Source organism: Afipia sp. Root123D2 (genome assembly GCF_001425835.1).
Lineage (GTDB): Bacteria > Pseudomonadota > Alphaproteobacteria > Rhizobiales > Xanthobacteraceae > Afipia.
Map to the genome: position 1 here is coordinate 461,294 of NZ_LMDP01000001.1, position 22,506 is coordinate 483,799.

A 22,506-nucleotide genomic window follows, 5' to 3' on the forward strand; every position below is an offset into this window, starting at 1 on the left:
GTGGTAGGAAGCGCGCATCAAATGAACTCTGCCCACAAATTTCTGCCCACGCAAGGTCTGCCCACCGCTCGCATGAGAAACGAACCGCTGCTCGCACAGATATCGGATTACTGCCGTCAGGCGGATATGGCCGAGTCGACGTTCGGCCGCCATGCGGTCAACGACGGCAAACTGGTGCAGCGGCTGCGTGAGGGCAAGCGCATCACCGTCGATACGCTGGAGCGGATTCAGGCGTTCCTCGGCGACAGTGCGCCGGTGCCGCGTCCGCCGGAGCCGCCGATCGAGCGACGCGATCCCCGCGGCAATTTCCGGTTCTTCGAGAACCGCCAGAAATATCTGCTGTTCGTCCATACCTGCAGCGAGAAGCGGGTGATTGCCCAGCGCGTCTCGCTGGAGTTGGGGAGCATTCATCCGCGCCCACCCGCACTGCGGGTATTCGACGCGGGCGTGGGGGACGGCACGGTGCTGGCGCGGGTGATGCGGTCGATGCACGGCCGCTTCCCGCACATGCCGTTCTATATCGCCGGCAAGGAGATCAGCCTCGAGGACGTCCGCCTGACCCTCGACAAGGTGCCGGACCGGCTGTTCGAGCATCCTGCGACGGTGTTCGTGCTGACCAACATGAATTATGCCGAGGCCCCGTGGCTGGCGCCGAAATCGCCTGCTGCCGCTGCCGGGATGATCTGGCGCGAGGTGGCGCTGACCGGCAACTCGTCCGGGGAGTTCGAGGAGCAGATCGCCGAGCTGGAGCCGTTTATCGAGGACAACTGGCGCGCCAGCGTTTCGTCGCGCTCCGGCATGCCGGTCTATGAGCGGCCGATCGTGATCGTCCTGTACCGGGAGGATCACCGGTTTCTGCTGGATTCGATCATTCCCCGGGCCGGCAAGGTCGAGGCGAATTTTGACCTCGTGATCGCCTCCCAGCCTTACCGGGCCAAATCTTCGCTCAATTTCAGGTCCAAACGGATCATCGCACCGCTGGCACGGTCGCTACGCGCGGGAGGGCGATTGATAGGAATCCACTCTTACGGCCACGATCCCGGCATGGAGATCGTCCAGTCGGTATGGCCGGGAGAAAATCCTTTCTCTCTCAGCCGCCATGAGCTACTGCGCACGGTAAAATACGAGCTTGGGTCTGCCGCGCGCGACCTCAATTTCAACGCATACGCCGATAACCGCTCCATCTTCCGATACGATATGGAAGCATTGCCCAACGAGGTCACCGGTCCGATCGGGACTTCAACGGCCTTTGCAGCATGGAACGCGGCGGTGTATGTCGCTCAGGTCGAAGATGACCGCTTGACGGAAGTCACCCAAAGCGGTCGCTATCTCGATGCCACACGAGACGTTCTGCGCAAGCATAACGGGCTGTGGTTCTACGACGAGTCCTACGTCATCTCGCGTCGCCGCGACTGACGATTCCAGAGAAATTCATGAACCAGCCGCAGCGATAAGCGAGAAGGAATTGGGTTGATGCGCGCGTCTTATCTGTTCACCAGTGAATCGGTTTCCGAAGGTCATCCGGACAAGGTCTGTGACCGTATTTCGGACGAGATCGTCGATCTGTTTTTCCGCGAGGGTCCCAAAGCGGGCATCGACCCGTGGGCGATCCGGGCGGCGTGCGAAACGCTCGCCACCACCAACAAGGTGGTGGTCGCCGGCGAAACCCGTGGCCCGGCCTCGGTCACCAACGACCAGATCGAAAGCGTGATCCGCAACGCCATCAAGGATATCGGCTACGAGCAGGAAGGCTTCCACTGGAAGAACTGCGACATCGAGATCCTGCTGCATCCGCAGTCTGCCGATATCGCGCAGGGCGTCGATGCGATGCAGCCCGGCACCAACCGCGAAGAGGGCGCCGGCGACCAGGGCATCATGTTCGGTTACGCCACCAACGAGACGCCGGAACTGATGCCGGCGCCGATCCACTACGCCCACAAGATTTTGCGCCTGATTTCCGAAGCGCGGCACAGCGGCACCGAAAAGGTGCTCGGCCCCGACTCCAAGAGCCAGGTCACGGTGCAGTATGAGAACGGCAAGCCGGTCGGCGTGCGCGAGATCGTCGTTTCGCACCAGCACCTGATTGAGGATATGACATCGAACCAGGTGCGCGAACGCGTCGAGCCGTACGTCCGCAAGGCGCTGCCGGAAGGCTGGATCACCGACAAGACGATCTGGCACATCAATCCGACCGGCAAGTTCTTCATCGGCGGTCCTGACGGCGACGCCGGTCTGACCGGCCGCAAGATCATCGTCGATACCTACGGTGGTGCTGCTCCGCACGGCGGCGGCGCGTTCTCCGGCAAGGACTCCACCAAGGTCGACCGTTCGGCCGCTTATGCCGCGCGCTATGTCGCCAAGAACGTCGTGGCGGCCGGCCTCGCCGACAAGTGCACGCTGCAGCTCGCTTACGCGATCGGCGTGGCGCGCCCGCTGTCGATCTACATCGACACCCACGGCACCGGCAAAGTCTCGGACGAAAAGATCGAGAAGGCCGTGGCCACGTCGATGGACCTGACCCCGCGCGGTATCCGCAAGCACCTCGACCTCAACAAGCCGATCTACGCGCGCACCGCGGCTTACGGCCACTTCGGCCGCCAGCCCGACGCCGACGGCGGCTTCTCGTGGGAGAAGACCGATCTCGCCGAAGTGCTGAAGAAAGCGGTGTGAAGCAACATCCACGACGTCATGGCCGGGCCTGTCCCGGCCATCCGCGTCTTGGTGATGATTCAGGAAGGCGTGGATGCCCGGCACAAGGCCGGGCATGACGAAATCAAACTGCGGATCGCGCGACTGCGCCGGGCCGCCTCGAATAAGGATAGCGACACATGACCACTGCCACTGCGAAGAAGCCGACCCCCGGCGTCGACTACATCGTTGCCGACATCGGTCTCGCCGATTTCGGCCGCAAGGAACTCTCGCTGGCCGAGACTGAAATGCCGGGGCTGATGGCCACCCGTGAAGAGTACGGCCCGAAGCAGCCGCTGAAAGGCGCGCGCATCGCAGGCTCGCTGCACATGACGATCCAGACCGGCGTGCTGATTGAAACGCTGAAGGCGCTCGGCGCCGACATCCGCTGGGTCTCCTGCAACATCTATTCGACGCAGGATCACGCCGCTGCCGCCATTGCCGCCGCCGGAATTCCGGTGTTCGCGGTGAAGGGCGAGACGCTGAAAGATTACTGGGATTACACCGCCAAGCTGTTCGACTGGCACGGCGGCGGCCATCCCAACATGATCCTCGATGACGGCGGCGACGCCACCATGTACGTTCACCTCGGCCTGCGCGCCGAGAACGGCGACACCGCATTCCTCGACAAGCCGGGCTCCGAGGAAGAAGAAGTGTTCTTCGCGCTGCTCAAGAAGCAGCTCAAGGAAAAGCCCAAGGGCTACTTCAAGGCAATTGCCGACAGCATCAAGGGCGTCTCGGAAGAGACCACCACGGGCGTGCATCGTCTCTACGACATGCAGAAGGCCGGCACGCTGCTGTGGCCCGCCATCAACGTCAACGACTCGGTCACCAAGTCGAAATTCGACAACCTCTATGGTTGCCGTGAATCGCTGGTCGACGGCATCCGCCGCGGCACCGACGTCATGATGTCGGGCAAGGTCGCGATGGTCGCGGGCTTCGGCGACGTCGGCAAGGGTTCGGCAGCGTCGCTGCGCCAGGCCGGCTGCCGCGTGATGGTTTCCGAAGTCGACCCGATCTGCGCGCTGCAGGCGGCGATGGAAGGCTATCAGGTCGTGACGATGGAAGACGCCGCACCGCAGGCGGACATCTTCGTCACCGCGACCGGCAACAAGGACATCATTACGATCGAGCATATGCGCGCGATGAAGGATCGCGCCATTGTCTGCAACATCGGCCACTTCGACAACGAGATCCAGATCGCGTCTCTGAAGAACCTGAAGTGGACCAACATCAAGCCGCAGGTCGATGAGATTACGTTCGCCGACGGTCACCGCATCATCATGCTGTCCGAAGGCCGCCTCGTGAACCTCGGCAACGCAATGGGCCATCCGTCCTTCGTGATGTCGGCGTCGTTCACCAACCAGACGCTGGCGCAGATCGAGCTGTTCGCCAACAACAAGGACGGCAGGTACAAGAAGGAAGTCTACGTGCTGCCGAAGTCGCTCGACGAGAAGGTCGCGCGTCTCCACCTGTCGAAGATCGGCGTGAAGCTCACGGAGCTGCGCAAGGATCAGGCAGATTACATCGGCGTGAAGCAGGAAGGTCCGTACAAGGCTGATCATTACCGTTACTGAGCGCTCACTGGCGCTCGCAGGGGATCTCAAACCGCCATGCCGTCGGTCCGGAAGGGCCGCCGGCATGGCGGTTTTCCTTTGTGCGTGATTTTCGTCCGCCGTGGGAATCGCTCTTTCAGGCCCGACCGCCGGCGTGGAACCTGTCGCGAACAGGCACGAACCCGCTCGTCATCCGGCCCTTTGTGCTTCTTTCAGACCTATCCGACCGAGCCGGTATTTGGCGGTGGGGCCAGAAAGGTTTTGATCTCTCTCAATGTGGAACCATGATCGCCTGATACCTCTTTCAGGCGAATTTTCGATCATGCGATGTCCGCATAAATTGAACTGAAAAGAATTTTCGCGCGTCGTTGGGGGGCGTGTCATGGGTGTTCCGTCGAATTCCATGCAGTGGTCTGCGCGCTTTGGTGAGGCCGTCGTCGTCCGTCACAACAGAAAAATTCTGACCATACACCAGGCGCGGCACTTCATTTTGGCGCTGCCGGATGCAGAGCGGGCCAGCGAGGAATGGAAGGCTGCAGATGATGTTCTGCTTCTCGCCGCCGAACACGGCATTCCATGGATAGAGCGCGCACGTCTCCTCTTGCTCCGTGCACTATTGAGTACCTTAAGACGGGAATTTTCTATTGCTGAAACTTGCCACGAACGCGGTGGGAAGTTTGGGCGCCGACATGCTCATTTAGAGCCCTTCGGACCAGTGCGGCTTGCTCGCAGCCGGTGGTGAGGTTCAGGGCCTGTCTGTTGATCAGTTGAAGGCGCGAGTTAAGCAATTTCAACCGTGCCTTGATGCGTCGCTCTTCAGCTGCACCGAGTTTGGAATCGCGCGCAGTCCTGTTCGAACGCTCAGTCTGGCCGGCTTTCCGCTTTTTTCTACCCTGTGGGGCCACCAGATGGCTCCTTTGGAAATCTTATGAAAGCTTGGCGTTTGCGCAATGAAGTCACGAGTAGCAATAATTGTGGTTTCGGCTCGTCCTGCGTTGAAAATTAAACAGGCGCGCACGAACGCTATCCGATTTCGATCTGACCGCAACAAAAGTCAGTAAACATCCTAAAGTCTCAAGCTTAATAGGCGCGATCCGGGTTAAATCTGGAACCGCCTGGCGCGCGACTGGCGCCGACATCCCTGCTGCGTGCAGGGTGATGGATCGAAAAGATCCGACTGCTGCACCTGAAGGCCGGACGGAAGAGCAGCAGCAAGTGGCCAGCCTGTTTGTCACGTAAGGTCCAGAACGTTGAAAAGGCGACGAAGGTTGCAGCGCAGGTCAGATGCCCATGAGGGCTAGTCACTGTTGACGCTTCTCTTGCTCAACGCTCGGCTAATCTGCTCCAGCGCGTCGAGATCCGATGCTGCATTTTGGGGTGGCGGGATTGTTTTCGGCACCGCCGTCAACCTTGGCCGGTGCACCACGGGCGCCCTGCGAGGGACTGCCGGTTCATCTTCCAGGCGGATCGTTTTGATGGCTTCCAGGATTTGTTCGCGCGTAGGGCTGGCGGAAGCAAGAAGCCCTTTAAAATATATCAGCCAAAGATGCTCTTTCTTTGAGTCCTGAAGTATCGGAAATCGTGTGACGATGGTGTCGAAGGCAATGGTGCTGAAATTTTTAATCTGCTGATCGAGTGGCTCGTCTCGCTGCTTCTTCGTCAGCGCCGACCTGTGAAGCATCCAGATGATGGCGATTTCGGCCGTACTATCCTGAATCGAACCGGCCAGATCGCGCGGAGGCGGCGTCGCTGAGAGCGGCATCCGCTTCAAAGATGAGTTGGCGCCTCTCAATGCGGATACTGCCGCGTCCGGCTGTGCGTCGCGCTTGAACGCGTGACTGCCGAGCTTGTAAGGCTGCTGCTCTCCGCTCATCGACGCTGCTACTCCGCACACCCTATTGAGACATCGACTGTGCGCCGCAGGCAGGATTCGCGCTGACGAGTAAGGAACGCAACATGCTTCTCTCTGTCACGCCTTTACATGCGTCCGGTGTCTTGCCGTTTTACGAACTTGCGGCGCCGGTCGTTATCGAAGTCCCAATCCCAAAACGAACTGCGATTGCTGCGGATGCCGTTATTTTTGTGCCACTCACTGCTGCCGCCGCTGTTGTTGTTGCCGCGACCACGGCCCCGGCCATGCCCGTTATTGCCCTGACCGCTGGAATGAGCGATCGCCGACGAAGTCAAGGAGGTCGACAGCAGCATCGTGATGGCGGGCGGCGTTACGAGGGCAAACTTCCCGCATGCGGCAAGAAATTTCCGCCGGTCTTCGTTCGCGTCGTCTGCGTTAGCGGAGGTGGATTTGTCGTTCTCTGGCGCCATTGTCTCCTCCTACATTTCATACTTCCGAGTTTGATTTAATTAGCTTCATATTTAATTGTCAATGTTTCGATTATAAACATTAATGAACGGAAATTCCCCGAGTTGTGTTTAGTATTCCTGTCGTGGAAACTGCCAGCTGGCGCCTGTTGCAGGCCTTGCAGCAAGTTCCAGTCATCTTGCGCATGCCAACGATGTCGCGGTCACATGAACCTAGAAGCATCAGCGGGTCGGCGATCGCCGAATTTGAGCGACAATCGGCCGTTCCGTGGCATTTTTAAACCGGCCAGCGGTGTATCTTTTTTGCTCCTCGACGGGCAGGGAGCGATTTTTTCGGAACGAAGCCAGCAGATTTACGCGCTGAATCAGACCGCGGCTTACATCTGGTGCCGTTTCGAGGAGCATGCGGACATCGATGCCTTATGCGGCGAACTGACGCGATCGGGAACCCCTCCGGGTGCGGCCAGGCAATACGTCCGTAAAATTTTCGAGAGCTGGCTGAAGCTGGGGCTGGTTGAACCCAATCACACGTGGGCTTTCGATCACACGCGCTTCCCGCCGCAGCTTACATTCAATCTCGACATCGCGGGCTTTAATGCCGTCGTCCATAGCGCCAATGCCGGCCTGGTGGAATTGATGTCGGCGTTCGATCAGAACCGGGCGGCTGTCCGGGACGGTGCCGATACTTTCCATCTCGGAGAGGTCGAAGGCTTCGTCGAGGTGTTTCACAACGAGCGGCTGGTTATCTGCTGCGAGCCGAGCGAACTCGTTCCGTTGATCAAGGCCTATTTCACCGAGCAGATCCTCGCGGCACGGTCGCGAGACGTGGCGTTTCACGCTGCCAGCGTCGTGAGCAAGGGACGAAACCTGCTTATCAGCGGGCGTCCCGGCGCCGGCAAGACGACGCTTGCTCTTTGCCTGGCTGCCCGGCCTGGGTTCGATTGTGCCGGCGACGATATCGCTCTCATCGCCGAGAATGGTTGCGCCACCGCTGTGCCTTTCCCCTTCACCGTGAAAGCCGGTGCGTGGAATATCGCCAATCGTTTCCGTGCCGACCTGGACGGGGCGCGCATTCATAAGCGGGTCGACGGCAAGCGCGTACGTTATCTCAAGCCGGAGACCGCCCTGGGTAACCCATATCCCGTGGGTTGGATCGTCTTCATCAGAAGGAAGAAAGGGCACGCAGCTCTTGAGCCGCTCCGGCCCTTGGAAGCCATGGGCCGGGTGATGGAAAGCTCCTACAGGGCGGGAGGACAGCTCGACATTGCGTCGTGCCACGCGATCAAGCGCATGCTCGAGGGTGCGAGATCCTTCGAGCTGAGATATTCGGATCTGGCCGAAGCGAGCGATCTGATGGTTCGTTTGTGCGATGAATAGCCGAGGCAGCGAACTATCGCAGCTATGTCAATGCCTTCGAAATTTGCCGCCAGGTGATTTTGACTGGATGTCTGTGATCGGCCTGGCAAACCAGACCCTGACGACGCCAGCCTTGCAGCGTATCGTCAGCCGCTTCCCCGACAAAGTCCCCGAAGATGTTGGGCAGTATGTGCTCGAGCTTTTTGCGCGAAATTCGGAGCGCAACGACAGGCTTGGTGCGCAGCTGATGGATGTTCTGGCTGCTCTCAACAAGGTCGATATCACGCCAATTCTTTTGAAAAGCACCGCGTTCCTGGCAGCACGACCGCCGGAGGAGATGGCCCACAGGATCGTCTCGGATCTGGATATTCTCGTTGCCCCCGAAGACATCGAAGCGGCGTTGGCCGGCCTGTCCGATATCGGCTACCAGACCTATCTCAGAACGTCCGATGACGCTGCCAAGTGGTATGTCGAACTCGAACGGCAGGGCGATGTCGGGATGATCGACCTGCACAAAAATCCTCCGGGGCACGCGTTCTTCTACACGGCCGCCGGTGAGGCAAAGGACAATTGCCGGAAGACGACGTGGCGGGGCGGGACCGCCTACATCCCGTCGGCGACCTATCACGCCTTCATGCTGATGATTCATGACCAGTTCCAGGACGCCGATTACTGGATCGGCAGAATGGACCTGCGTCACCTTCTGGATTTGCACGATCTGGCAAATTCGCCGGAAGGTATCGACTGGACTTTGCTGGCATCGTTCTGTTCTGGCTCGCTCGCCAAAAACGCCATCGAAACCCAGCTCGTCACGCTGTCATCGTTGCTTGGGACGGATGTCCCCCCGGCCATGCGGTCGCGGCTGGTCCCGTGGCTGCAGAACTGGCGCCGCTTAACTCAGATCCGTTTTCCGGTCCTCAGCGATCTGTTCTTGACCATGATGCTTCTCGATTACCGGAATTATCGTCGGGAGTTGGGGAGAGAGGAAAGGAAGGCGAATGACCTCAGGCCCCGGACCTGGGTCTTGCCCAAATGGAACACGGCGCGGTTCCTGTTCGATCTCTCTCGGGAGCACCGTGCCGGAAAGATCTAGGCCCCGATGCGGTTCACGGAGGAGTGTGGCGGGTGCGGTGGTGTCCCTGGCGGACGCTTCCAAAGACGGCAGCCCACGGCTTGCGCCGAGCGGGCTGTCGGTTCGTAAAGAGCACGAGTACGAAGAGTGTCGGTTCTATCCGCTAGTCATTCCGCTTGCCGGAATGATTGATTTTAAAGTCGTCGATCTTGCGTCCGGTCTTGAGTGCCACAACCAGCCACCGTGGAGTTTTACCGCGGCCCGACCAGGTTTCCGACGGTGACGAGGGGTTGCGGTATTTAGGCAGCACTCTCGGATACTTACGGCGGGGGCGACTCGCCGGATTAACCGCCGCATCCGATAAATTAGCACCGGAGATATTGTCCCTGTTGAGCTGAGCCAATCGTTTTTCCAGCTCGTGCTTTTCGGCGACTATCCTTTCAGCCAGAATCTTCGTGATCTCCTCGTGGAGGAGCCAAAGCTCGTCAAATGGCATGTCGTTCAGATTTGGTTTTCGCATCGAATTATCTCGTCAGTTGTTTGTCCAATTGTCGTAACGGGCAATGCATTCCACTGACTGGGTTCATGATCGAACCATTAGATATTGGTCATGACGCTTATGATAATAATCGATTCGTTTTAAATGTGACCGTTTAATTGTGTCATATGAGATTTGTTCCACAAGAGGATATTGAACTAAGGTTTGGGAACTTTTCGAAGAAGCGGCCCCGGTGTGGTATCGTGGTGGGATACAGTCCCATACCATTGGTATGCCAGATGGGAACACGCGGAAGGCGAGGTATCGGCATATTGCATCACAAGAATGTTGTTTCACAATGCTTGGCGGATGAAATTAGATTTAAATGTTTAAAATTTCTGGTTGTGTGTGGAGGTTATAATGTCTGCTATTTATCCGGACTTGCCGGAATTTAATTGGTACCCCTCCCAGCGCATCAAGGCCGTTACAAATCAGCTCCTCCCCGTTTCCGATGGCTTTTCCCGATCCGTGCTCGAACATCAAATCGAGCTGCGGGCGTGTTTGCTGAGAGACATCGAATTGATTCGCGCGCGCCTCAAAGGACCGAAGAAGGGGCGGGGTCGCCTGTCTGGTTGCCGGCGAAGCGGTTATCGTCGAAGCATTTACCGCGCTGCACACAGTCGAATTCGCCGCGCGACGATATGGTGAGTGGCGGCGCATCATACAAATTTCGTCAGCGTAACCATCGGGATGTCAGGACGTGGGTGATACACCGCGAACTCCCCGGTCGTGGCGCACGCCTGTCAAATCTGTTTTATCCCACCTGGCGTTGAAAAATTCCCGGGCATAGCCTAAACGTTGCGGTGGAAATTTGGAAATGCAGGTGCTTACTCATGAAGAAAGCCGATCTGGAAACGATGTCATTGGATGACCTGTGGGTGCTCCACGAAACGGTCAGCAAAATATTGTCTTCACGGATCATTTCTGAAAAACGCGAGCTGGAAAAACGGCTCGCCTACCTGAACAAGTCTGATGGCTTGATTTCTCCCGCCGGCGACCTGTCTTCCCGGAAGGAAGAAGGAAGGACCCGGCGGAAATACCCCAGGGTTCTGCCGAAGTACCGAAACCCCGCGGTGCCGTCTGAAACGTGGTCCGGCAGAGGAAAGCAGCCGCGCTGGCTGGTTTCGGCGATAAGATCCGGCCGCAAGATTGATGATTTCAAGATTGGCGCGCCCGCCACGGCAAAAAGCAAACGCCAGAAAAATTAAATCCGGGTAATGTTTCCCGCCTGTTTTCGCGGTCCGTTTCCGCGCCCGGCGGATTGATCCTCCGCGACACAGAACTCGCCTCATTGATGTTCTGCCGATCGCTGCGGGGACCGGCGGCGAGATCCTGCGGCAGCGAATATTTAACTATAAAATCCGCGGTTTACTTCTTGGCTAGGGATTTCTGGTAGGCCTGCGTGATCCAAAACAGCGCGCAGAAATTCCATGAGCACCGTGGACTGGAAATCAGTTGAAGCCCAGCTGCGCAGCAAGACGCCTGCGCAGATTCAATCCGAAAACGCGGCAGCGGAATCGGCCAAGGCTGAGGCCGATATACTCAAGCACATCGCGGATGCGTTGAAGCTCGATACCACGAACCCTGATCGGTCCTCCAGCCGGCGGGACTGACGGGATCGCTTCAGCGGCCAGAACGCCGGAAGCTCGATCAGTAAGCGTTCCGGCGGCGCAGAACTTCGGCAAATGTCTGGAGTATGATTGTGAAGTCGAGGCGGAAGCTCCAATTGTCGATGTACCAGAGGTCATGCTGCACACGCAGCTCGATATCCCTCGGTGTCGGAGTGGGGCCGCGGAATCCATTGACCTGCGCCCAACCCGTGAGACCCGGCTTGACGCGATGCCGGAAGGCATAATTCTTCACGACCTTGTCAAACGCCGTATCGTGGGCGATGGCGTGAGGGCGGGGGCCGACAAGCGACATGGTGCCTTCCAGCACGTTGAGCAATTGGGGCAACTCATCGATACTTGTCACGCGTAACAGATGGCCCATGCGCGTAACCCGTGCGTCGCACCGCTGCGCTTGCGTAACCGTGGCTCCATCTTCCTGCACGGACATCGTCCTGAACTTGAAGATCTGGAAGCACCGGCCATTGAATCCGCAACGCCGCTGGCGGAAGAACACGGGGCCGGGCGAGTCGAGCTTGATTGCGATCGCGACGGCAACAAGCAACGGCAAGAACGCAACCAGCGCGGCAGCCGCCAGAACGATGTCGACCGTTCGCTTGACGATGCATTCGAACTGCGTCAGCGGGCCGCGCTGAATCTCCACGCAGACAGTGTTCCCAAACGCCTGGGACGGTTGCTTCATGATCTCGGATATCGCGCCGACCGGGATGAGATTCACCGGCAATGGCAGCACGCGGAGCTGGGCGACAAGTTCCCGCAGGTCGGACCAGTTGCTCAGATCGGTACCGACGACGATCTCTTCGACCTCGGATCCGCGGATACAGGCGATCACCCTGTTGATCGTGTCTCTGCGGTCCTGGGCTCCCAGCTCGGGCGGCGGCAGCCTGAAATGATGATCGAGCTGGAAACCTAAACGAGCGAGGAGGTGCGGGAGATTCCGTCCCGCGAACCGCTGATGGTCGGTAATCAGCACGATCTTGCGGCCCGAAAGCCGCCTTTGTGAGATGCCGCGTGTGAGCAGCCTTCGCCAGAAAATCCGATGGACAGCGATTGCGCCCAGGCCGGCACCCGCGAACAGCAGGATCGAGCCGCGCGACAGCTGGTTGCCTGCCTTCAAGGTAAACAGGATTCCCGCAAGCAGCAGGAATACCGTCGCCCAGACCAGGCAGACGGCGCGAAGTTGCTTGCCCAGAAGAAGCAGTTCGGCAGGCCTGTACATGCCCTGGCCTTTCATCAGCACGATGAAAAGCGCGGCGACCACAGCGGATGCCCCGGCATGCTGGCCGAGGTCGCCCGTCGTTCCGAAGGCCTGAATGTTATAGGCCGTGCTGGTCAGGATGCCGACGGACAGAATAATAACGGCGTCGGCGAGGACAGTCGCGAAATTCAGGGATTCATAGGAGATGGGCCATTTCCGCTCAGCGCGTTGCCCATTCGGCACGCCCCTGACGACAATGGGGACAACGTCCAAGTCCGTGTGCCGCTTCATGAAATTCATAGGCGGTCCTGATCGGCCTAATTCTTAATATTTAATAAATTAAATATGCTGCGGTATTTAAATTGATGCAAGTATTTAATCTATTTAATTCAGGAATGTGATTTGCGGCGTCTTGTGCCGCGCAGGGCCGGGTAACCCCGGCTTCCGATCGGGGCGGAGCCGCTTCGATCCGGCAGGATCGTGCGGCGATCCCTAAAGCATCCCGGCCCGCAGCAGTGCGAGGTATGTCGGATCGATCTCGGAGATCACGCGCTCGACAAAGGCTTTGCCTGCGGGCGACGCCTGCTTGTAGGCCTCGACCAATGCAGGCCGCAGGGTGGGGGCTTTGGTCACGACCTGACGGATGTCGTGCTTGCTCATGTCTTGAATTTCGGGATCGTCGATCATCCCGGCGCGGAGCGAGGTTTTGACGCGCAGGGCAAACAGCGCAAGTTCGTTCGGCGCGGTATAATAGGACATCCTGAGCAACAGCGTCGGCGCGTAGTTCTGCCAGTGATTCCGCTCGGCCAGTTCTGCCAGCATCAGCCATACATCGCTGCGGTGAGGTGAATAGCGCAGCGCGTTTTCAAGATCTTCGCGCGCTTTCGCAGCCGTGGTCTGGGCGGCACCCGCCCCCGTTGTTCCGGCGCCCCACAGCAGGTTCGAATAGGTGAGGGCGCTTTCGGCCCATAGGTCGCCGCGAAGAGCGGCAAGCGAGGCTGCGCGTGCGGCACTGTCTCTCTTTGCCAGAAGTAACCGGCTTGCCGGCTCATTGGTGGGCAGTTCGATATTCCGGGCGCGATAGCTTTCGGGCAGCAGAACCCAAAGCGCCAGTGCCGCCAGGATCAGGCCGAACAGCAACAGCTGGGCGCGGTACCAGACGGGGACAGGGTCCCCCGGAACGGTGGACTGTCTCTGAGCGCGAGCGGCGTGGTCGTCGATGCCCGACCGGGTCATGGATGCGCCTCAATCCATCTCAGCGGTGTCAGCCCTTGCTTCGGGCAAGGGCCAATCCGCAAACCATCGCACTCAAGAGAGATAACGCCAAGCCGAAGATCGCGGCATTGGCAAACGACAAAATCAGCAGCGACAGGATGCAGCCCGCACCCGTTCCTGAATAAAAGTAATCGCGGCCGCGGAGCAGGGATCGCCGATAAAGGGCAAAAGCTGCCAGCAGCGCCAGGATGACCGTGGTCCATAGAAACGGCCGCCCCATTTCAATCGCGGTCGAAGCTGCGGCTGTGGTCGCCGCGCGAGGCTGCACATCCAAAGTGTTGCGATAGATCGGCCACAGCGCGCCGAACGTCCCTGCGCCGGTGCCGCCGAGTTTGGCGTCGGTCAGCATGCGCTCGACGATGGCGACCGACGCCGGCGGCTGGGTCGACAGCGCGAGCGTGGCATCGACGTCCTTGTTCGCCGGATTGATCGCGAAGAAGCCTGCGACGCAGATCAGCGCCGCTGCAGCTATTCCGGACTTTCCCCAATTGCCGAGCCTCAGACGACGGATGACGGTAATGCTGAGCAAGGTGCCTATTCCGGCGACGCTGGCGAAAATGACTGCTGCGTTGGGTTCGGTGGCTATGGCGGCGAGACAAACCATGAAGCTCACGGCTGACGCTGCAAATGGAATGAGGGTCCCGATCTCGGGCTTTTTATTCCTTTCGCCATGCATTGTGCGGTGCTGATAGGCACGAATGCCGGTCGCGTAAGACAGCAGGAGCCCGATCACGGCAATGCTGGCGACCTGCGTGCGCTCGATCGGAATGACGTACTGAAGATGAATGGTGCTCAGACCCAACATCGCGACGGCGCTCACCGCGGCGCATGCCGTCAGCAGGCTGAAGATCACGTCAGCCCTCTGCCGGTCGAGCGCGACGGCAGCCGTCGCGAGCGCTGCGGCCAGCGCCATCGCGTACCAGCAGAGGCTTAGCAGGGTCGCGCCGATGTCCACACTGATGGTGGCCTCGACCGGCCTGCTCAACGCCGAGGATGCGCTTTCCCAGATCGAATGAGCCAGCCAGCCGCCCGGCAGCGGCACGATCTGGATCAGCATCCATAGCGCTGGCAGGCAGGCAAGAGCCGTGATCGGTCTGGTCAGATGGGTGAGGCGGGCAAGGTCCACTGGGCGAAGGACCAGCGCTGTCATCATGATCAGCGCGGCCGTGTACGCCAGAACACAACCACGGACGAAGGGTCCGTCGATAACCGTGAACGCGGGGGTGACGACAATCAGGGAGGCGAGGATTGCAAAGACAGCGGCCACAAACTGCTCCCACCATCAAGAACAGCGGCGTTTCAGCTTAAATTATAGACGGCCAATCGCGATCAAATCGAGAGTTCAAAAGAAAGGCGGCCAAAATGGCCGCCTTCGATAAATCTTACGGTCCGACAGGTGTCGGCGTGTTGATGATCGTCGTCGACCCGACGCCCTTGATTGCAGCCTTCAACGCGTACCCGTTGGTCGCGTAGATGATCGGATCGTTGGCCGTCGCCATGATCGTTCTCAGGAAATTCAAGAACTTCGTGGTTTCGACCGAGGCTGCGTTCGAGACGTAGATGACGTCCTTGTTCCGCATCTCAAACGTCTGCGCCAGGAAATAGCCGGAGGGGTCGCGCAAATTCACGAGGTAAATAACCGGAATGATCGGTCCCTGGAATTTGGAGCAATCGATCCCGAGCCGTTCGGCGACTTCTCTGGTCTCGCCGCGATACAGGAAGACCGAGGCCGGATCCGCCAGGGAATCGCTCAGGCCGCCCTGCTTGCCGACCGCTTCTGCCAGGCTGACCCGCCAGGCGTCGAACTTGTACTGTCCCTGGGTACCTGCGGCGCCAAAGGCCACAAAGGTCTGGGGCTGGCTGTAGAGATAGATGGTATCGCTGGGCAAGACGAAGATGTTGTTGGCCGGCTCATAGATCAGCGCACCGAAGGGGACGCTGGCCCGGTGTCCGGAGCGCTCGAGCGTCACCCAGATGTCGTATCCCTGACTGATCGGTCCGCCGGCACGCGTAATGGCGTCCAGGATGCGCTCGCCCGAAGCGCTGGCCGGGAATCGCCCTGCGGAGCGCACATCGCCGAGCACGCTGATGAGAGAGGCGTGCTGATCGATCAGCGTGACGACAGCCTGAGGATCGATGGCGCGGTTCTTGAGGGCGGCCACCACGGCCTGCTGGACCTCGAACGGAGTCTTGTCCTTCGCCCGGATGGGGCCAGCATATGGCACGGAAATATTGCCATTATTGTCAACGGCCTGATTTGGGATCGTGACGAAATTGCCGGGGCGGACGCCGGCTTCGGCCGGGATGAACAATCCGCCGGCCGCGGCTTCAAATATGGTCACGCTGACCGTGTCACCGATCCCGAAGCGAAACGCCTTGGGGGGACTGCGGTTTGCAAAGGCGGTTGAAAGTCGCGGGGTGAACTGGCCCAGCGTGCGAACAACCTCGGGGCTGAGTTTGATCAGCGCGTAGGGGAGGCTTTCGGCATCGGCCGTCTGCATCCGGACGTCCATGCTCTGCGGGCCACTGGCGGGCATGATCGTACATCCGCCGCACGCAAGTGCAGCGAGGGCTAGAGCGATCCACCCTCGATGAGAGCCAGAGCTGGACAGATTAAATCCCCACCTTAACGCCGTACCTGCAGAAGGTTGACATTCTTGGCTGATTCAGACCAGCCGGTTTGATTGCTGCAACTGCGGTATCTCGCGTCTTGTGGCTTGTTTGCCACATATGCCTTGCTGGAATTCTTAATGTTTTCCGGGAAATGGCGGTAGCCGATTAAGTCCGCAGCGGGACTCGTGAGGCGCCTACGACGTGTATCCATACCGGGTATAATGCTTATTGTTATAATAATCGTTGTGATAGCCATCGTAGCTTTTAATCGCGTTCATATCGGTTTTATTCAATACGACGCCGATTAATGCTTCGCGCAGGTTGGGCGCGGTATGCAGCGCGTGCTGGACGACGTCTGTCTTGGTGCACCCCCACTCGACGGCCAGGATAAAGCAATCGATCAACGAGGTCGTCGCCCGGACATCGATCACCGGAGCCAGCGGAGGAAGATCGACCACGACATAGTCGTAGTTGGCCCGAAGGGTGTCGAACAGCTTCCTCGTGGAGGTGGCTGAGAGGATCTCGCTGGTATGGAACAAGGGCCGCTTCTTGACGGTCGGCAGGAAATCCATGTTGGTCTTGGGATCTCGCCAGATGACCTCTTCGAGGGGAGCGTGTCCTGCGATCACTTCCACGAGGCCGGCGGTGGCCTCGGGGGCGAGGCTGCGGGACAGCGACGGGTTGCGGAGATCGCAATCGACCACGATCACGCGCGCGCCTGCATGGGCTATCAGCTGCGCGAGAGCCGCTGCGATTGTCGATTTTCCCTCGTTGGGCAAGGACGATGTGATGCCCACCACCTTGTTGGACGTGTCGGTGACATGAAGATCGATCGCCAGCCTGATCGAGCGGATCGACTCGGCAAAGCGGGACAGCGGCATTTCGGTCGCCGTCCAGATAACCCCCGAATGGCGTGTGATTGTCCTTGGAGGTAGCGGCTTGTTGGGTGGCGGCTCCTTGCGGGGCGGGATATGTTTTGTCTCTTTCACAAGCGGGATGAGCGCGATGCTGGGAAGACGCAGCGTCGTTTCAACTTGCGCAGCGGTGCGGAATACCCGGTCCATGATGTCGCGGAGCAGCCCGAGCGCCGTGCCCAATGCCAGTCCGCCGAAAAGGCCGAGGGCTAGAATAAGGCTCGCCTTGGGCTTGCTCTTGCCCTGCGGCGGGAAGGCAGGCGAAATCACGCGGGCTTCCGAGATCGGGAAGGACTCCTGCTGAACCGCGCCCATGTAACGCTGCAGGAAGCTCTCGTATAAACTGCGATAGCTCTTTGCCTTGGTTTCCAGCTCTCGCATGGTCGTTTCAGCGGAGTTGACCGTCCGCGATTGCGACACGGCCTGTGCAAGCTGCTTTTCGACCTCGGTCTGCTTCTGTTTGGCGATTTCGTAATCGCTTCTGGAAGCCTCCGCGAGACGGCGAACCTCGTTCATGATGGAGGATCGCAGGTCCTGCATCCTGGTGTGCAGATTGATGACAGCCAGATGGTTTTTCCCGAACCGGGTCGACCAGTCGGCTGCGCGCCGGGCAAACTCGAGATACTGCTGGCGCAGATTGTTGATGATCGGACTGTTCAGGGTGTCCGTAATCGACGCGTCGAGATTGGCGTTCGCCTGACCGGCATCATTGTTGCTGGCCCGGATCGAGGCCTCAAACCGGTTGAGGCGGGCTTGAGCATCGGCGGTCACGGCCCGTGCCGCGACAAGCCGGCTGTTCAGATCGGCGACCTGCTGGTCGTCCATCAGCTTGCCGCCCGCTGTGACAATATTGTTCTGCGATTTGAACACGGCAACCGCGCGCTCCGCGGTCAGCGCCTGCTCGCCAATCTCGTTCAGGCGCCCCTGCAGCCACAGGGTGGCTCGCCGGTTGGCATCGAATTTCGCATTGAGCTGATCGGCAATATAAACATTCGCGACGGTATTCGCGATCTCCGCGGCGCGTTCCGGGTTGCTTGAGCTGAAGCTGATTTCGATGACGGCGCTGTAGCCGATGCGTTCGGCTCTCAACCGATCGTCAAAGGCCGCAATCAACCCGTCACTGGGCCCGTCATCCTGTTCGGCCTCGCTGTTGTCGCTCCCGATATTGAGCATTCTTTTCAGCTTCGCCGAGAGCCGGCGAACCGGCTGATCCGAACCGTTGAGATCGGGATCGTCGGCGAGCTTGAGCTGATTGATCACCGCAATCGCGATCGCTTTCGATCGCAATATCTGGATCTGGCTCTCAAACTGCGCGCGATCGAGCGGATTATCCGCCAGGAGCGATTGCTGCTGCAGGAATTCAGCCTTGGGATTGACGAACAGAACCTTGGCCTGGCTCGTGTAGGTCGGCGGAGTTATGCGCAGATAAATAAAGCTGGCGGCGAGCGCCAATGCGGTGACGAACAAAATGAGCAGATACTGACGCCGTACGAAGCCGATGACGAAGTTGATCAGATCGCCGATCCCGCCGTTTTCCTCGTGTTCGAAGGCTGGTCCATTATCGGCTCCATGCCGCATTCTATCGTTCTGAAGTGTCTGAAGCATTGAACTGGCTCGTACTTCCTGCCGTTGAACGATGCGGTCTGCCGGATGGATTTAAATGGAAGTGCGCTGGTGTCGAAGTTCCGGCGCGAATTTACCATTAAATCCATATACTGGATAATTTATTGCATTTAATTTTGTTATATCATACGATTTTTTTGAGGGGCAAAATTTAATATTGAATGTGATTAATATTCGGGCGGCTGTGCTGAAGGTGAGTTCCTGACGGCTGATTCCGAGGCGAATGGAAAGAGTCTCGGGGAGAGACAGATGCAACTGGATGTTCGCTCGCTGCCGATACCCGAGGTCAAATTGGTCAAAACCAAACGGATCAGCGATACGCGGGGTTACTTCAGCGAAACCTACACGCGCTCGGCTTTCGCAAAGTGCAGCGTCGATCACGACTTCGTGCAGGATAATCAATCCTGCTCAGCCGCCGCGGGAACCGTGCGCGGCCTTCATTATCAATCCCCGCCCTTTGCCCAGACCAAGCTCGTGCGCGTTCTTCGCGGGAAGATCCTCGATGTCGCGGTCGATCTCCGGCGGTCGTCTCCGAATTACGGCAAGCACGTTGCGGTCGAGCTTAGTGAAGAGAGCGATGAGCAACTGATCGTGCCGGCCGGATTTGCGCACGGCTTCTGCACGATGGAGCCAAACACGATCGTTTTCTACAAGGTCGATGCCCACTATTCGCCGGAACACGATCGCGGAATTAACTGGGCCGATCCTGCGCTCGGCATTGCATGGCCGGTGAGCAAGGAGCGCGCGATCCTCTCGGACAAGGATCGCCGGCTGCCGATGCTCAGCGAGAGTCCTCATGTCTTCAACTAGTGGTGCGGGGCGGTTCCAATGCGCGTTCTGGTGACAGGTGGGGCAGGGTTCATCGGATCGGCCGTTTGCCGGCAGCTTGTCCATGAGCACGGCATGGACGTCATCAATGTCGATAATCTCACCTATGCAGCAAACCTTCGATCGCTCGACTCGATCGCCGGCGATCCGCGTTATGCGTTCGAGCAGGCCGACATCTGCGACCGCGCCGCGCTGGATGACATTTTCGTCAGGTACGCGCCGGCTGCCGTGATCCATCTGGCGGCGGAAAGCCACGTCGATCGCTCGATCACGGGCTCGTCGGCCTTTATCGATACAAACTTCGTTGGGACGTATCAGCTGCTGGAAGTTTGTAGGCGCTATTACGATCGGCTTCCCGCGGATCGCCGCAACCAGTTCCGCTTCGTTCATGTCTCGACCGACGAAGTTTATGGATCGCTCGGTGCAACAGGCCGCTTCCGGGAGGATACGCCTTATCAGCCCAGTTCGCCGTATTCGGCCAGCAAGGCTGCATCCGATCATCTGGTTCATGCCTGGTTCAAGACTTACGGCCTGCCGGTCATGATCTCGAACTGCTCGAACAATTACGGGCCGTACCAGTTTCCGGAAAAGCTCATTCCGTTGATCATTCTCAATGCCATCGAAGGAAAGCCGCTGCCGGTTTACGGAGAAGGCACCAATGTCCGGGACTGGCTGTACGTCGAGGATCATGCCGACGGCTTGATCACGCTCCTGCAGCGCGGACGGCCGGGCGAGAAGTATAATTTCGGCGGCGACAGCGAGCGCACCAATCTTGAGGTCGTCAAAACGATCTGCCGCATCGTCGACCGGGTTGCTCCGGCCCCGCGACCAAGGGAGTCCCTGATTACGTTTGTTCAGGATCGCCCGGGACACGACCTGCGTTACGCCATCGATGCGACCAAGGCGCGCCGCGAGCTTGGCTGGGCACCGCGCGGAAATTTCGACGACAGGATCGAGCAAACCGTTCTCTGGTATCTGGAGAACCATGCGTGGTGGGAACCATCGCGCGCGACGGTCTATAAAGGAGAGCGCCTTGGCCTCGCCCAAGCTCAGCTCTAGGCCAGGGACGGCCGAAGGGCCGATCCTTGTCGTCGGCAAGAGCGGACAGTTGGCCCGCTCCCTGATGGATCTGGCTGCGCCGTACAACACGCCGATGGTATCGATCGGGCGCCCTGAGCTCGATCTTGCGGATACTGCAAGCATCGAACACGCCGTCGCAACGCTCTCACCTTCGGCGATGATCAATGCGGCGGCTTACACCGCGGTCGATCGGGCGGAAGCCGAACCGGATTCCGCTTATGCCATCAACTGCGATGGAGCCGCGCGTCTTGCCGCCGTGGCGAAGCAGCGAGGCATCCCGTTCATTCATGTTTCCACCGATTATGTCTTCAACGGCGAAAAGCCAAGCGCCTACGTTGAAAGCGACGTGACCGCGCCACTCAATGTCTATGGTCAATCAAAGCTCGACGGCGAAACCGCGGTTCTGGACGCCTGTCCCTGGGCCGTCGTGGTCCGGACATCGTGGGTCTACAGCCTGTATGGTCAGAATTTCGTTCGTACGATGCTCCGTCTGGCTGCGACCCAGCAGGACGTGCGCGTTGTTGACGATCAGCGAGGCACGCCGACTTCCGCTCCGGATCTGGCCGCAGCCATCGTTGAGATTGTCCGGCAACGGGACCAGGCCCGATCGCACTCCGGAATCTATCATCTGGCCGGGCAGGGCGAGACGACGTGGCATGGCTTCGCGAGTGAAATCTTCGCCGCCCTTTCGCGGCATGCCCTGCCGACACCGCGGCTTCACGCCATCCTCACGCAAGAGTATCCCACGCCCGCACGCCGGCCGTTGAACTCCTGCCTCGATTCCTCAAAGGCGCACGCTGCCTTCGGCGTGCGGCTTCCCCCGTGGCAAACCTCACTCGATCGCTGTCTTGATCGGCTGATCAGTCAGATGGAGTTGACGACATGCTGAAGGGAATCATTCTCGCCGGCGGAAGCGGAACGCGGCTCTATCCGATCACGCGGGGCGTCAGCAAGCAGTTGCTGCCGGTCTACGACAAGCCGATGATCTATTATCCGCTGTCGACGCTGATGCTCGCGGGAATTCGCGACATCCTCGTGATCACCACGCCCGAAGACCACCATCAGTTCGAGCGGCTGCTTGGCGATGGCGGGCAATGGGGCATACGGCTGCAGTACGCGGAGCAGCCGACGCCTGCGGGGCTTGCCCAAGCATTTATTATCGGCGCCGAGTTCATCGGCCGCGATCGCGTCGCGATGGTTCTTGGCGACAATATTTTCTTCGGTCACGGCTTGCCGGACATGCTGGCGGAGGCCGCCGGCCGGACGGACGGTGCGACGGTGTTTGCCTATCATGTGCGCGATCCCGAGCGTTACGGGGTGGTGACGTTCGATCGTGACGACCGCGCGATCAGCATTGAAGAGAAACCCCGCAATCCGCGCTCGAACTGGGCTGTGACCGGTCTCTATTTCTTCGACAATGACGTCGTGAAATATGCCTCCGAGGTGCGGCCCTCGGCGCGCGGCGAACTTGAGATTACCGATCTGCAATCGCGCTATCTCGCGGAAGGCAATCTTCATGTGGAGCGGATGGGGCGGGGCTTTGCGTGGCTCGACACCGGCACGTTCGAGTCGCTGATCGACGCGGCGAGTTTCGTGCAGACGCTGGAAACCCGGCAGGGAATGAAGGTCGCTTGTCTCGAGGAGATCGCATTCCGGCAGGGATTCATCGATCGCCAGCAGGTGATCGATCTGGCGAAGCCGCTGGAGAAGAGCGGGTACGGCCGATACCTGATCGAGCTGCTGGAATCCAGCGTTCAGGAGCCCGTGGCGGTTCCGCCCGCCGCCCGGGCCGTTTAATTATTGTGCCAAATCAGTACG

The 22,506-nt window shown here is 59.1% G+C and carries 22 protein-coding genes; 14 read left to right on the top strand and 8 right to left on the bottom strand.

The window, feature by feature from the left end:
* Positions 1–72 precede the first annotated feature (72 nt).
* The 5 genes from ASC80_RS02165 to ASC80_RS23965 all read left to right on the top strand — a co-directional run bounded on the left by ASC80_RS02165 (position 73) and on the right by ASC80_RS23965 (position 4,986).
* Entirely contained in the window at positions 73–1,416 is a 1,344-nt protein-coding gene (locus ASC80_RS02165) for a hypothetical protein (protein ID WP_056292483.1), read from the top strand.
* Positions 1,417–1,473: 57 nt separating this feature from the next.
* Positions 1,474–2,670, top strand: coding sequence for a methionine adenosyltransferase (gene metK, locus ASC80_RS02170; RefSeq protein ID WP_056292484.1), 1,197 nt, complete (start codon positions 1,474–1,476; stop codon positions 2,668–2,670).
* An 18-nt stretch (positions 2,671–2,688) separates the two neighbouring features.
* On the top strand, positions 2,689–2,832 hold the full coding sequence (locus ASC80_RS23475; protein ID WP_156464227.1) for a hypothetical protein: 144 nt from the start codon (positions 2,689–2,691) through the stop codon (positions 2,830–2,832).
* The gene (ahcY, locus tag ASC80_RS02175; protein ID WP_056292485.1) at positions 2,829–4,265 is read left to right on the top strand and encodes an adenosylhomocysteinase; all 1,437 of its coding nucleotides are present in this window, start codon (positions 2,829–2,831) and stop codon (positions 4,263–4,265) included. The genes ASC80_RS23475 and ahcY overlap by 4 nt, the downstream gene beginning before the upstream one ends.
* 361 nt (positions 4,266–4,626) lie before the next feature.
* Positions 4,627–4,986, top strand: a complete 360-nt coding sequence (locus ASC80_RS23965; protein WP_162244566.1) for a hypothetical protein — start codon at positions 4,627–4,629, stop codon at positions 4,984–4,986.
* Positions 4,987–5,541: 555 nt separating this feature from the next.
* Here ASC80_RS23965 and ASC80_RS02185 read toward each other — a convergent pair.
* A complete protein-coding gene (locus ASC80_RS02185; protein WP_056292487.1) occupies positions 5,542–6,117 on the bottom strand; it encodes a hypothetical protein in 576 nt (191 codons plus the stop codon).
* Between the two features lie 104 nt (positions 6,118–6,221).
* Complete coding sequence (locus ASC80_RS23480; protein WP_156464228.1) at positions 6,222–6,566, bottom strand: hypothetical protein; 345 nt, start codon at positions 6,564–6,566, stop codon at positions 6,222–6,224.
* A 243-nt stretch (positions 6,567–6,809) separates the two neighbouring features.
* On the opposite strand from ASC80_RS23480, the gene ASC80_RS02195 reads away from it, so the two are divergent.
* Both ASC80_RS02195 and ASC80_RS02200 read left to right on the top strand, forming a co-directional pair.
* Positions 6,810–7,940, top strand: a complete 1,131-nt coding sequence (locus ASC80_RS02195) for a PqqD family peptide modification chaperone (RefSeq protein ID WP_056292488.1) — start codon at positions 6,810–6,812, stop codon at positions 7,938–7,940.
* 67 nt (positions 7,941–8,007) lie between these two features.
* Entirely contained in the window at positions 8,008–9,012 is a 1,005-nt protein-coding gene (locus ASC80_RS02200) for a nucleotidyltransferase family protein (RefSeq protein WP_056292489.1), read from the top strand.
* Between the two features lie 142 nt (positions 9,013–9,154).
* Here the strand turns inward: ASC80_RS02200 and ASC80_RS02205 are convergent, their stop codons facing one another.
* Positions 9,155–9,511, bottom strand: a complete 357-nt coding sequence (locus ASC80_RS02205; RefSeq protein ID WP_056292490.1) for an H-NS histone family protein — start codon at positions 9,509–9,511, stop codon at positions 9,155–9,157.
* A gap of 378 nt (positions 9,512–9,889) precedes the next feature.
* Here ASC80_RS02205 and ASC80_RS23485 point away from each other — a divergent pair, with 378 nt between their 5' ends.
* The 3 genes from ASC80_RS23485 (at position 9,890) to ASC80_RS02215 (ending at position 11,142) form a co-directional block, all read left to right on the top strand.
* Positions 9,890–10,177: a hypothetical protein gene (locus tag ASC80_RS23485; RefSeq protein WP_156464230.1), complete on the top strand. Its 288-nt coding sequence runs from the start codon at positions 9,890–9,892 to the stop codon at positions 10,175–10,177.
* Between the two features lie 185 nt (positions 10,178–10,362).
* Positions 10,363–10,737, top strand: coding sequence for an H-NS histone family protein (locus tag ASC80_RS02210; RefSeq protein WP_056292491.1), 375 nt, complete (start codon positions 10,363–10,365; stop codon positions 10,735–10,737).
* Positions 10,738–10,959: 222 nt separating this feature from the next.
* The gene (locus tag ASC80_RS02215) at positions 10,960–11,142 is read left to right on the top strand and encodes a hypothetical protein (RefSeq protein ID WP_056292492.1); all 183 of its coding nucleotides are present in this window, start codon (positions 10,960–10,962) and stop codon (positions 11,140–11,142) included.
* A 37-nt stretch (positions 11,143–11,179) separates the two neighbouring features.
* Here ASC80_RS02215 and ASC80_RS02220 read toward each other — a convergent pair whose 3' ends face one another.
* The 5 genes from ASC80_RS02220 to ASC80_RS02240 form a co-directional block, all read right to left on the bottom strand.
* A complete protein-coding gene (locus ASC80_RS02220; RefSeq protein WP_056292493.1) occupies positions 11,180–12,655 on the bottom strand; it encodes an undecaprenyl-phosphate glucose phosphotransferase in 1,476 nt (491 codons plus the stop codon).
* A 192-nt stretch (positions 12,656–12,847) separates the two neighbouring features.
* Positions 12,848–13,591 carry a hypothetical protein gene (locus ASC80_RS02225; protein ID WP_056292494.1) on the bottom strand — a complete coding sequence of 248 codons (744 nt, stop codon included), beginning with the start codon at positions 13,589–13,591 and terminating at the stop codon, positions 12,848–12,850.
* Positions 13,592–13,619: 28 nt separating this feature from the next.
* The gene (locus ASC80_RS02230; protein WP_056292495.1) at positions 13,620–14,897 is read right to left on the bottom strand and encodes a hypothetical protein; all 1,278 of its coding nucleotides are present in this window, start codon (positions 14,895–14,897) and stop codon (positions 13,620–13,622) included.
* A 115-nt stretch (positions 14,898–15,012) separates the two neighbouring features.
* Entirely contained in the window at positions 15,013–16,167 is a 1,155-nt protein-coding gene (locus tag ASC80_RS02235) for a polysaccharide biosynthesis/export family protein (protein ID WP_056292496.1), read from the bottom strand.
* Positions 16,168–16,437: 270 nt separating this feature from the next.
* Positions 16,438–18,762, bottom strand: coding sequence for a polysaccharide biosynthesis tyrosine autokinase (locus ASC80_RS02240; RefSeq protein ID WP_056292497.1), 2,325 nt, complete (start codon positions 18,760–18,762; stop codon positions 16,438–16,440).
* Positions 18,763–19,029: 267 nt separating this feature from the next.
* Here ASC80_RS02240 and rfbC point away from each other — a divergent pair, with 267 nt between their 5' ends.
* Genes rfbC through rfbA form a run of 4 tightly spaced genes read left to right on the top strand, consistent with a single transcriptional unit; the run spans position 19,030 to position 22,485 of the window.
* On the top strand, positions 19,030–19,590 hold the full coding sequence (gene rfbC, locus ASC80_RS02245) for a dTDP-4-dehydrorhamnose 3,5-epimerase (protein ID WP_056292498.1): 561 nt from the start codon (positions 19,030–19,032) through the stop codon (positions 19,588–19,590).
* Between the two features lie 18 nt (positions 19,591–19,608).
* Positions 19,609–20,667 carry a dTDP-glucose 4,6-dehydratase gene (gene rfbB / locus ASC80_RS02250; RefSeq protein WP_056292499.1) on the top strand — a complete coding sequence of 353 codons (1,059 nt, stop codon included), beginning with the start codon at positions 19,609–19,611 and terminating at the stop codon, positions 20,665–20,667.
* The gene (gene rfbD, locus ASC80_RS02255) at positions 20,642–21,577 is read left to right on the top strand and encodes a dTDP-4-dehydrorhamnose reductase (protein WP_244487164.1); all 936 of its coding nucleotides are present in this window, start codon (positions 20,642–20,644) and stop codon (positions 21,575–21,577) included. Before rfbB ends, rfbD begins: the two co-directional genes overlap by 26 nt.
* Entirely contained in the window at positions 21,571–22,485 is a 915-nt protein-coding gene (gene rfbA, locus ASC80_RS02260) for a glucose-1-phosphate thymidylyltransferase RfbA (protein WP_056292501.1), read from the top strand. Before rfbD ends, rfbA begins: the two co-directional genes overlap by 7 nt.
* Positions 22,486–22,506 lie beyond the last annotated feature (21 nt).

What these genes read in the sequence shown, in the direction of transcription:
- ASC80_RS02165 (WP_056292483.1), top strand. Translation starts at nt 73, where the DNA reads ATGAGAAACGAACCGCTGCTCGCACAGATATCGGATTACTGCCGTCAG.
- metK (WP_056292484.1), top strand. Translation starts at nt 1,474, where the DNA reads ATGCGCGCGTCTTATCTGTTCACCAGTGAATCGGTTTCCGAAGGTCAT.
- ASC80_RS23475 (WP_156464227.1), top strand. Translation starts at nt 2,689, where the DNA reads ATGGCCGGGCCTGTCCCGGCCATCCGCGTCTTGGTGATGATTCAGGAA.
- ahcY (WP_056292485.1), top strand. Translation starts at nt 2,829, where the DNA reads ATGACCACTGCCACTGCGAAGAAGCCGACCCCCGGCGTCGACTACATC.
- ASC80_RS23965 (WP_162244566.1), top strand. Translation starts at nt 4,627, where the DNA reads ATGGGTGTTCCGTCGAATTCCATGCAGTGGTCTGCGCGCTTTGGTGAG.
- ASC80_RS02185 (WP_056292487.1), bottom strand. Translation starts at nt 6,117, where the DNA reads ATGAGCGGAGAGCAGCAGCCTTACAAGCTCGGCAGTCACGCGTTCAAG.
- ASC80_RS23480 (WP_156464228.1), bottom strand. Translation starts at nt 6,566, where the DNA reads ATGGCGCCAGAGAACGACAAATCCACCTCCGCTAACGCAGACGACGCG.
- ASC80_RS02200 (WP_056292489.1), top strand. Translation starts at nt 8,008, where the DNA reads ATGTCTGTGATCGGCCTGGCAAACCAGACCCTGACGACGCCAGCCTTG.
- ASC80_RS02205 (WP_056292490.1), bottom strand. Translation starts at nt 9,511, where the DNA reads ATGCGAAAACCAAATCTGAACGACATGCCATTTGACGAGCTTTGGCTC.
- ASC80_RS23485 (WP_156464230.1), top strand. Translation starts at nt 9,890, where the DNA reads ATGTCTGCTATTTATCCGGACTTGCCGGAATTTAATTGGTACCCCTCC.
- ASC80_RS02210 (WP_056292491.1), top strand. Translation starts at nt 10,363, where the DNA reads ATGAAGAAAGCCGATCTGGAAACGATGTCATTGGATGACCTGTGGGTG.
- ASC80_RS02215 (WP_056292492.1), top strand. Translation starts at nt 10,960, where the DNA reads ATGAGCACCGTGGACTGGAAATCAGTTGAAGCCCAGCTGCGCAGCAAG.
- ASC80_RS02220 (WP_056292493.1), bottom strand. Translation starts at nt 12,655, where the DNA reads ATGAATTTCATGAAGCGGCACACGGACTTGGACGTTGTCCCCATTGTC.
- ASC80_RS02225 (WP_056292494.1), bottom strand. Translation starts at nt 13,591, where the DNA reads ATGACCCGGTCGGGCATCGACGACCACGCCGCTCGCGCTCAGAGACAG.
- ASC80_RS02235 (WP_056292496.1), bottom strand. Translation starts at nt 16,167, where the DNA reads ATGCCCGCCAGTGGCCCGCAGAGCATGGACGTCCGGATGCAGACGGCC.
- ASC80_RS02240 (WP_056292497.1), bottom strand. Translation starts at nt 18,762, where the DNA reads ATGCTTCAGACACTTCAGAACGATAGAATGCGGCATGGAGCCGATAAT.
- rfbC (WP_056292498.1), top strand. Translation starts at nt 19,030, where the DNA reads ATGCAACTGGATGTTCGCTCGCTGCCGATACCCGAGGTCAAATTGGTC.
- rfbB (WP_056292499.1), top strand. Translation starts at nt 19,609, where the DNA reads ATGCGCGTTCTGGTGACAGGTGGGGCAGGGTTCATCGGATCGGCCGTT.
- rfbA (WP_056292501.1), top strand. Translation starts at nt 21,571, where the DNA reads ATGCTGAAGGGAATCATTCTCGCCGGCGGAAGCGGAACGCGGCTCTAT.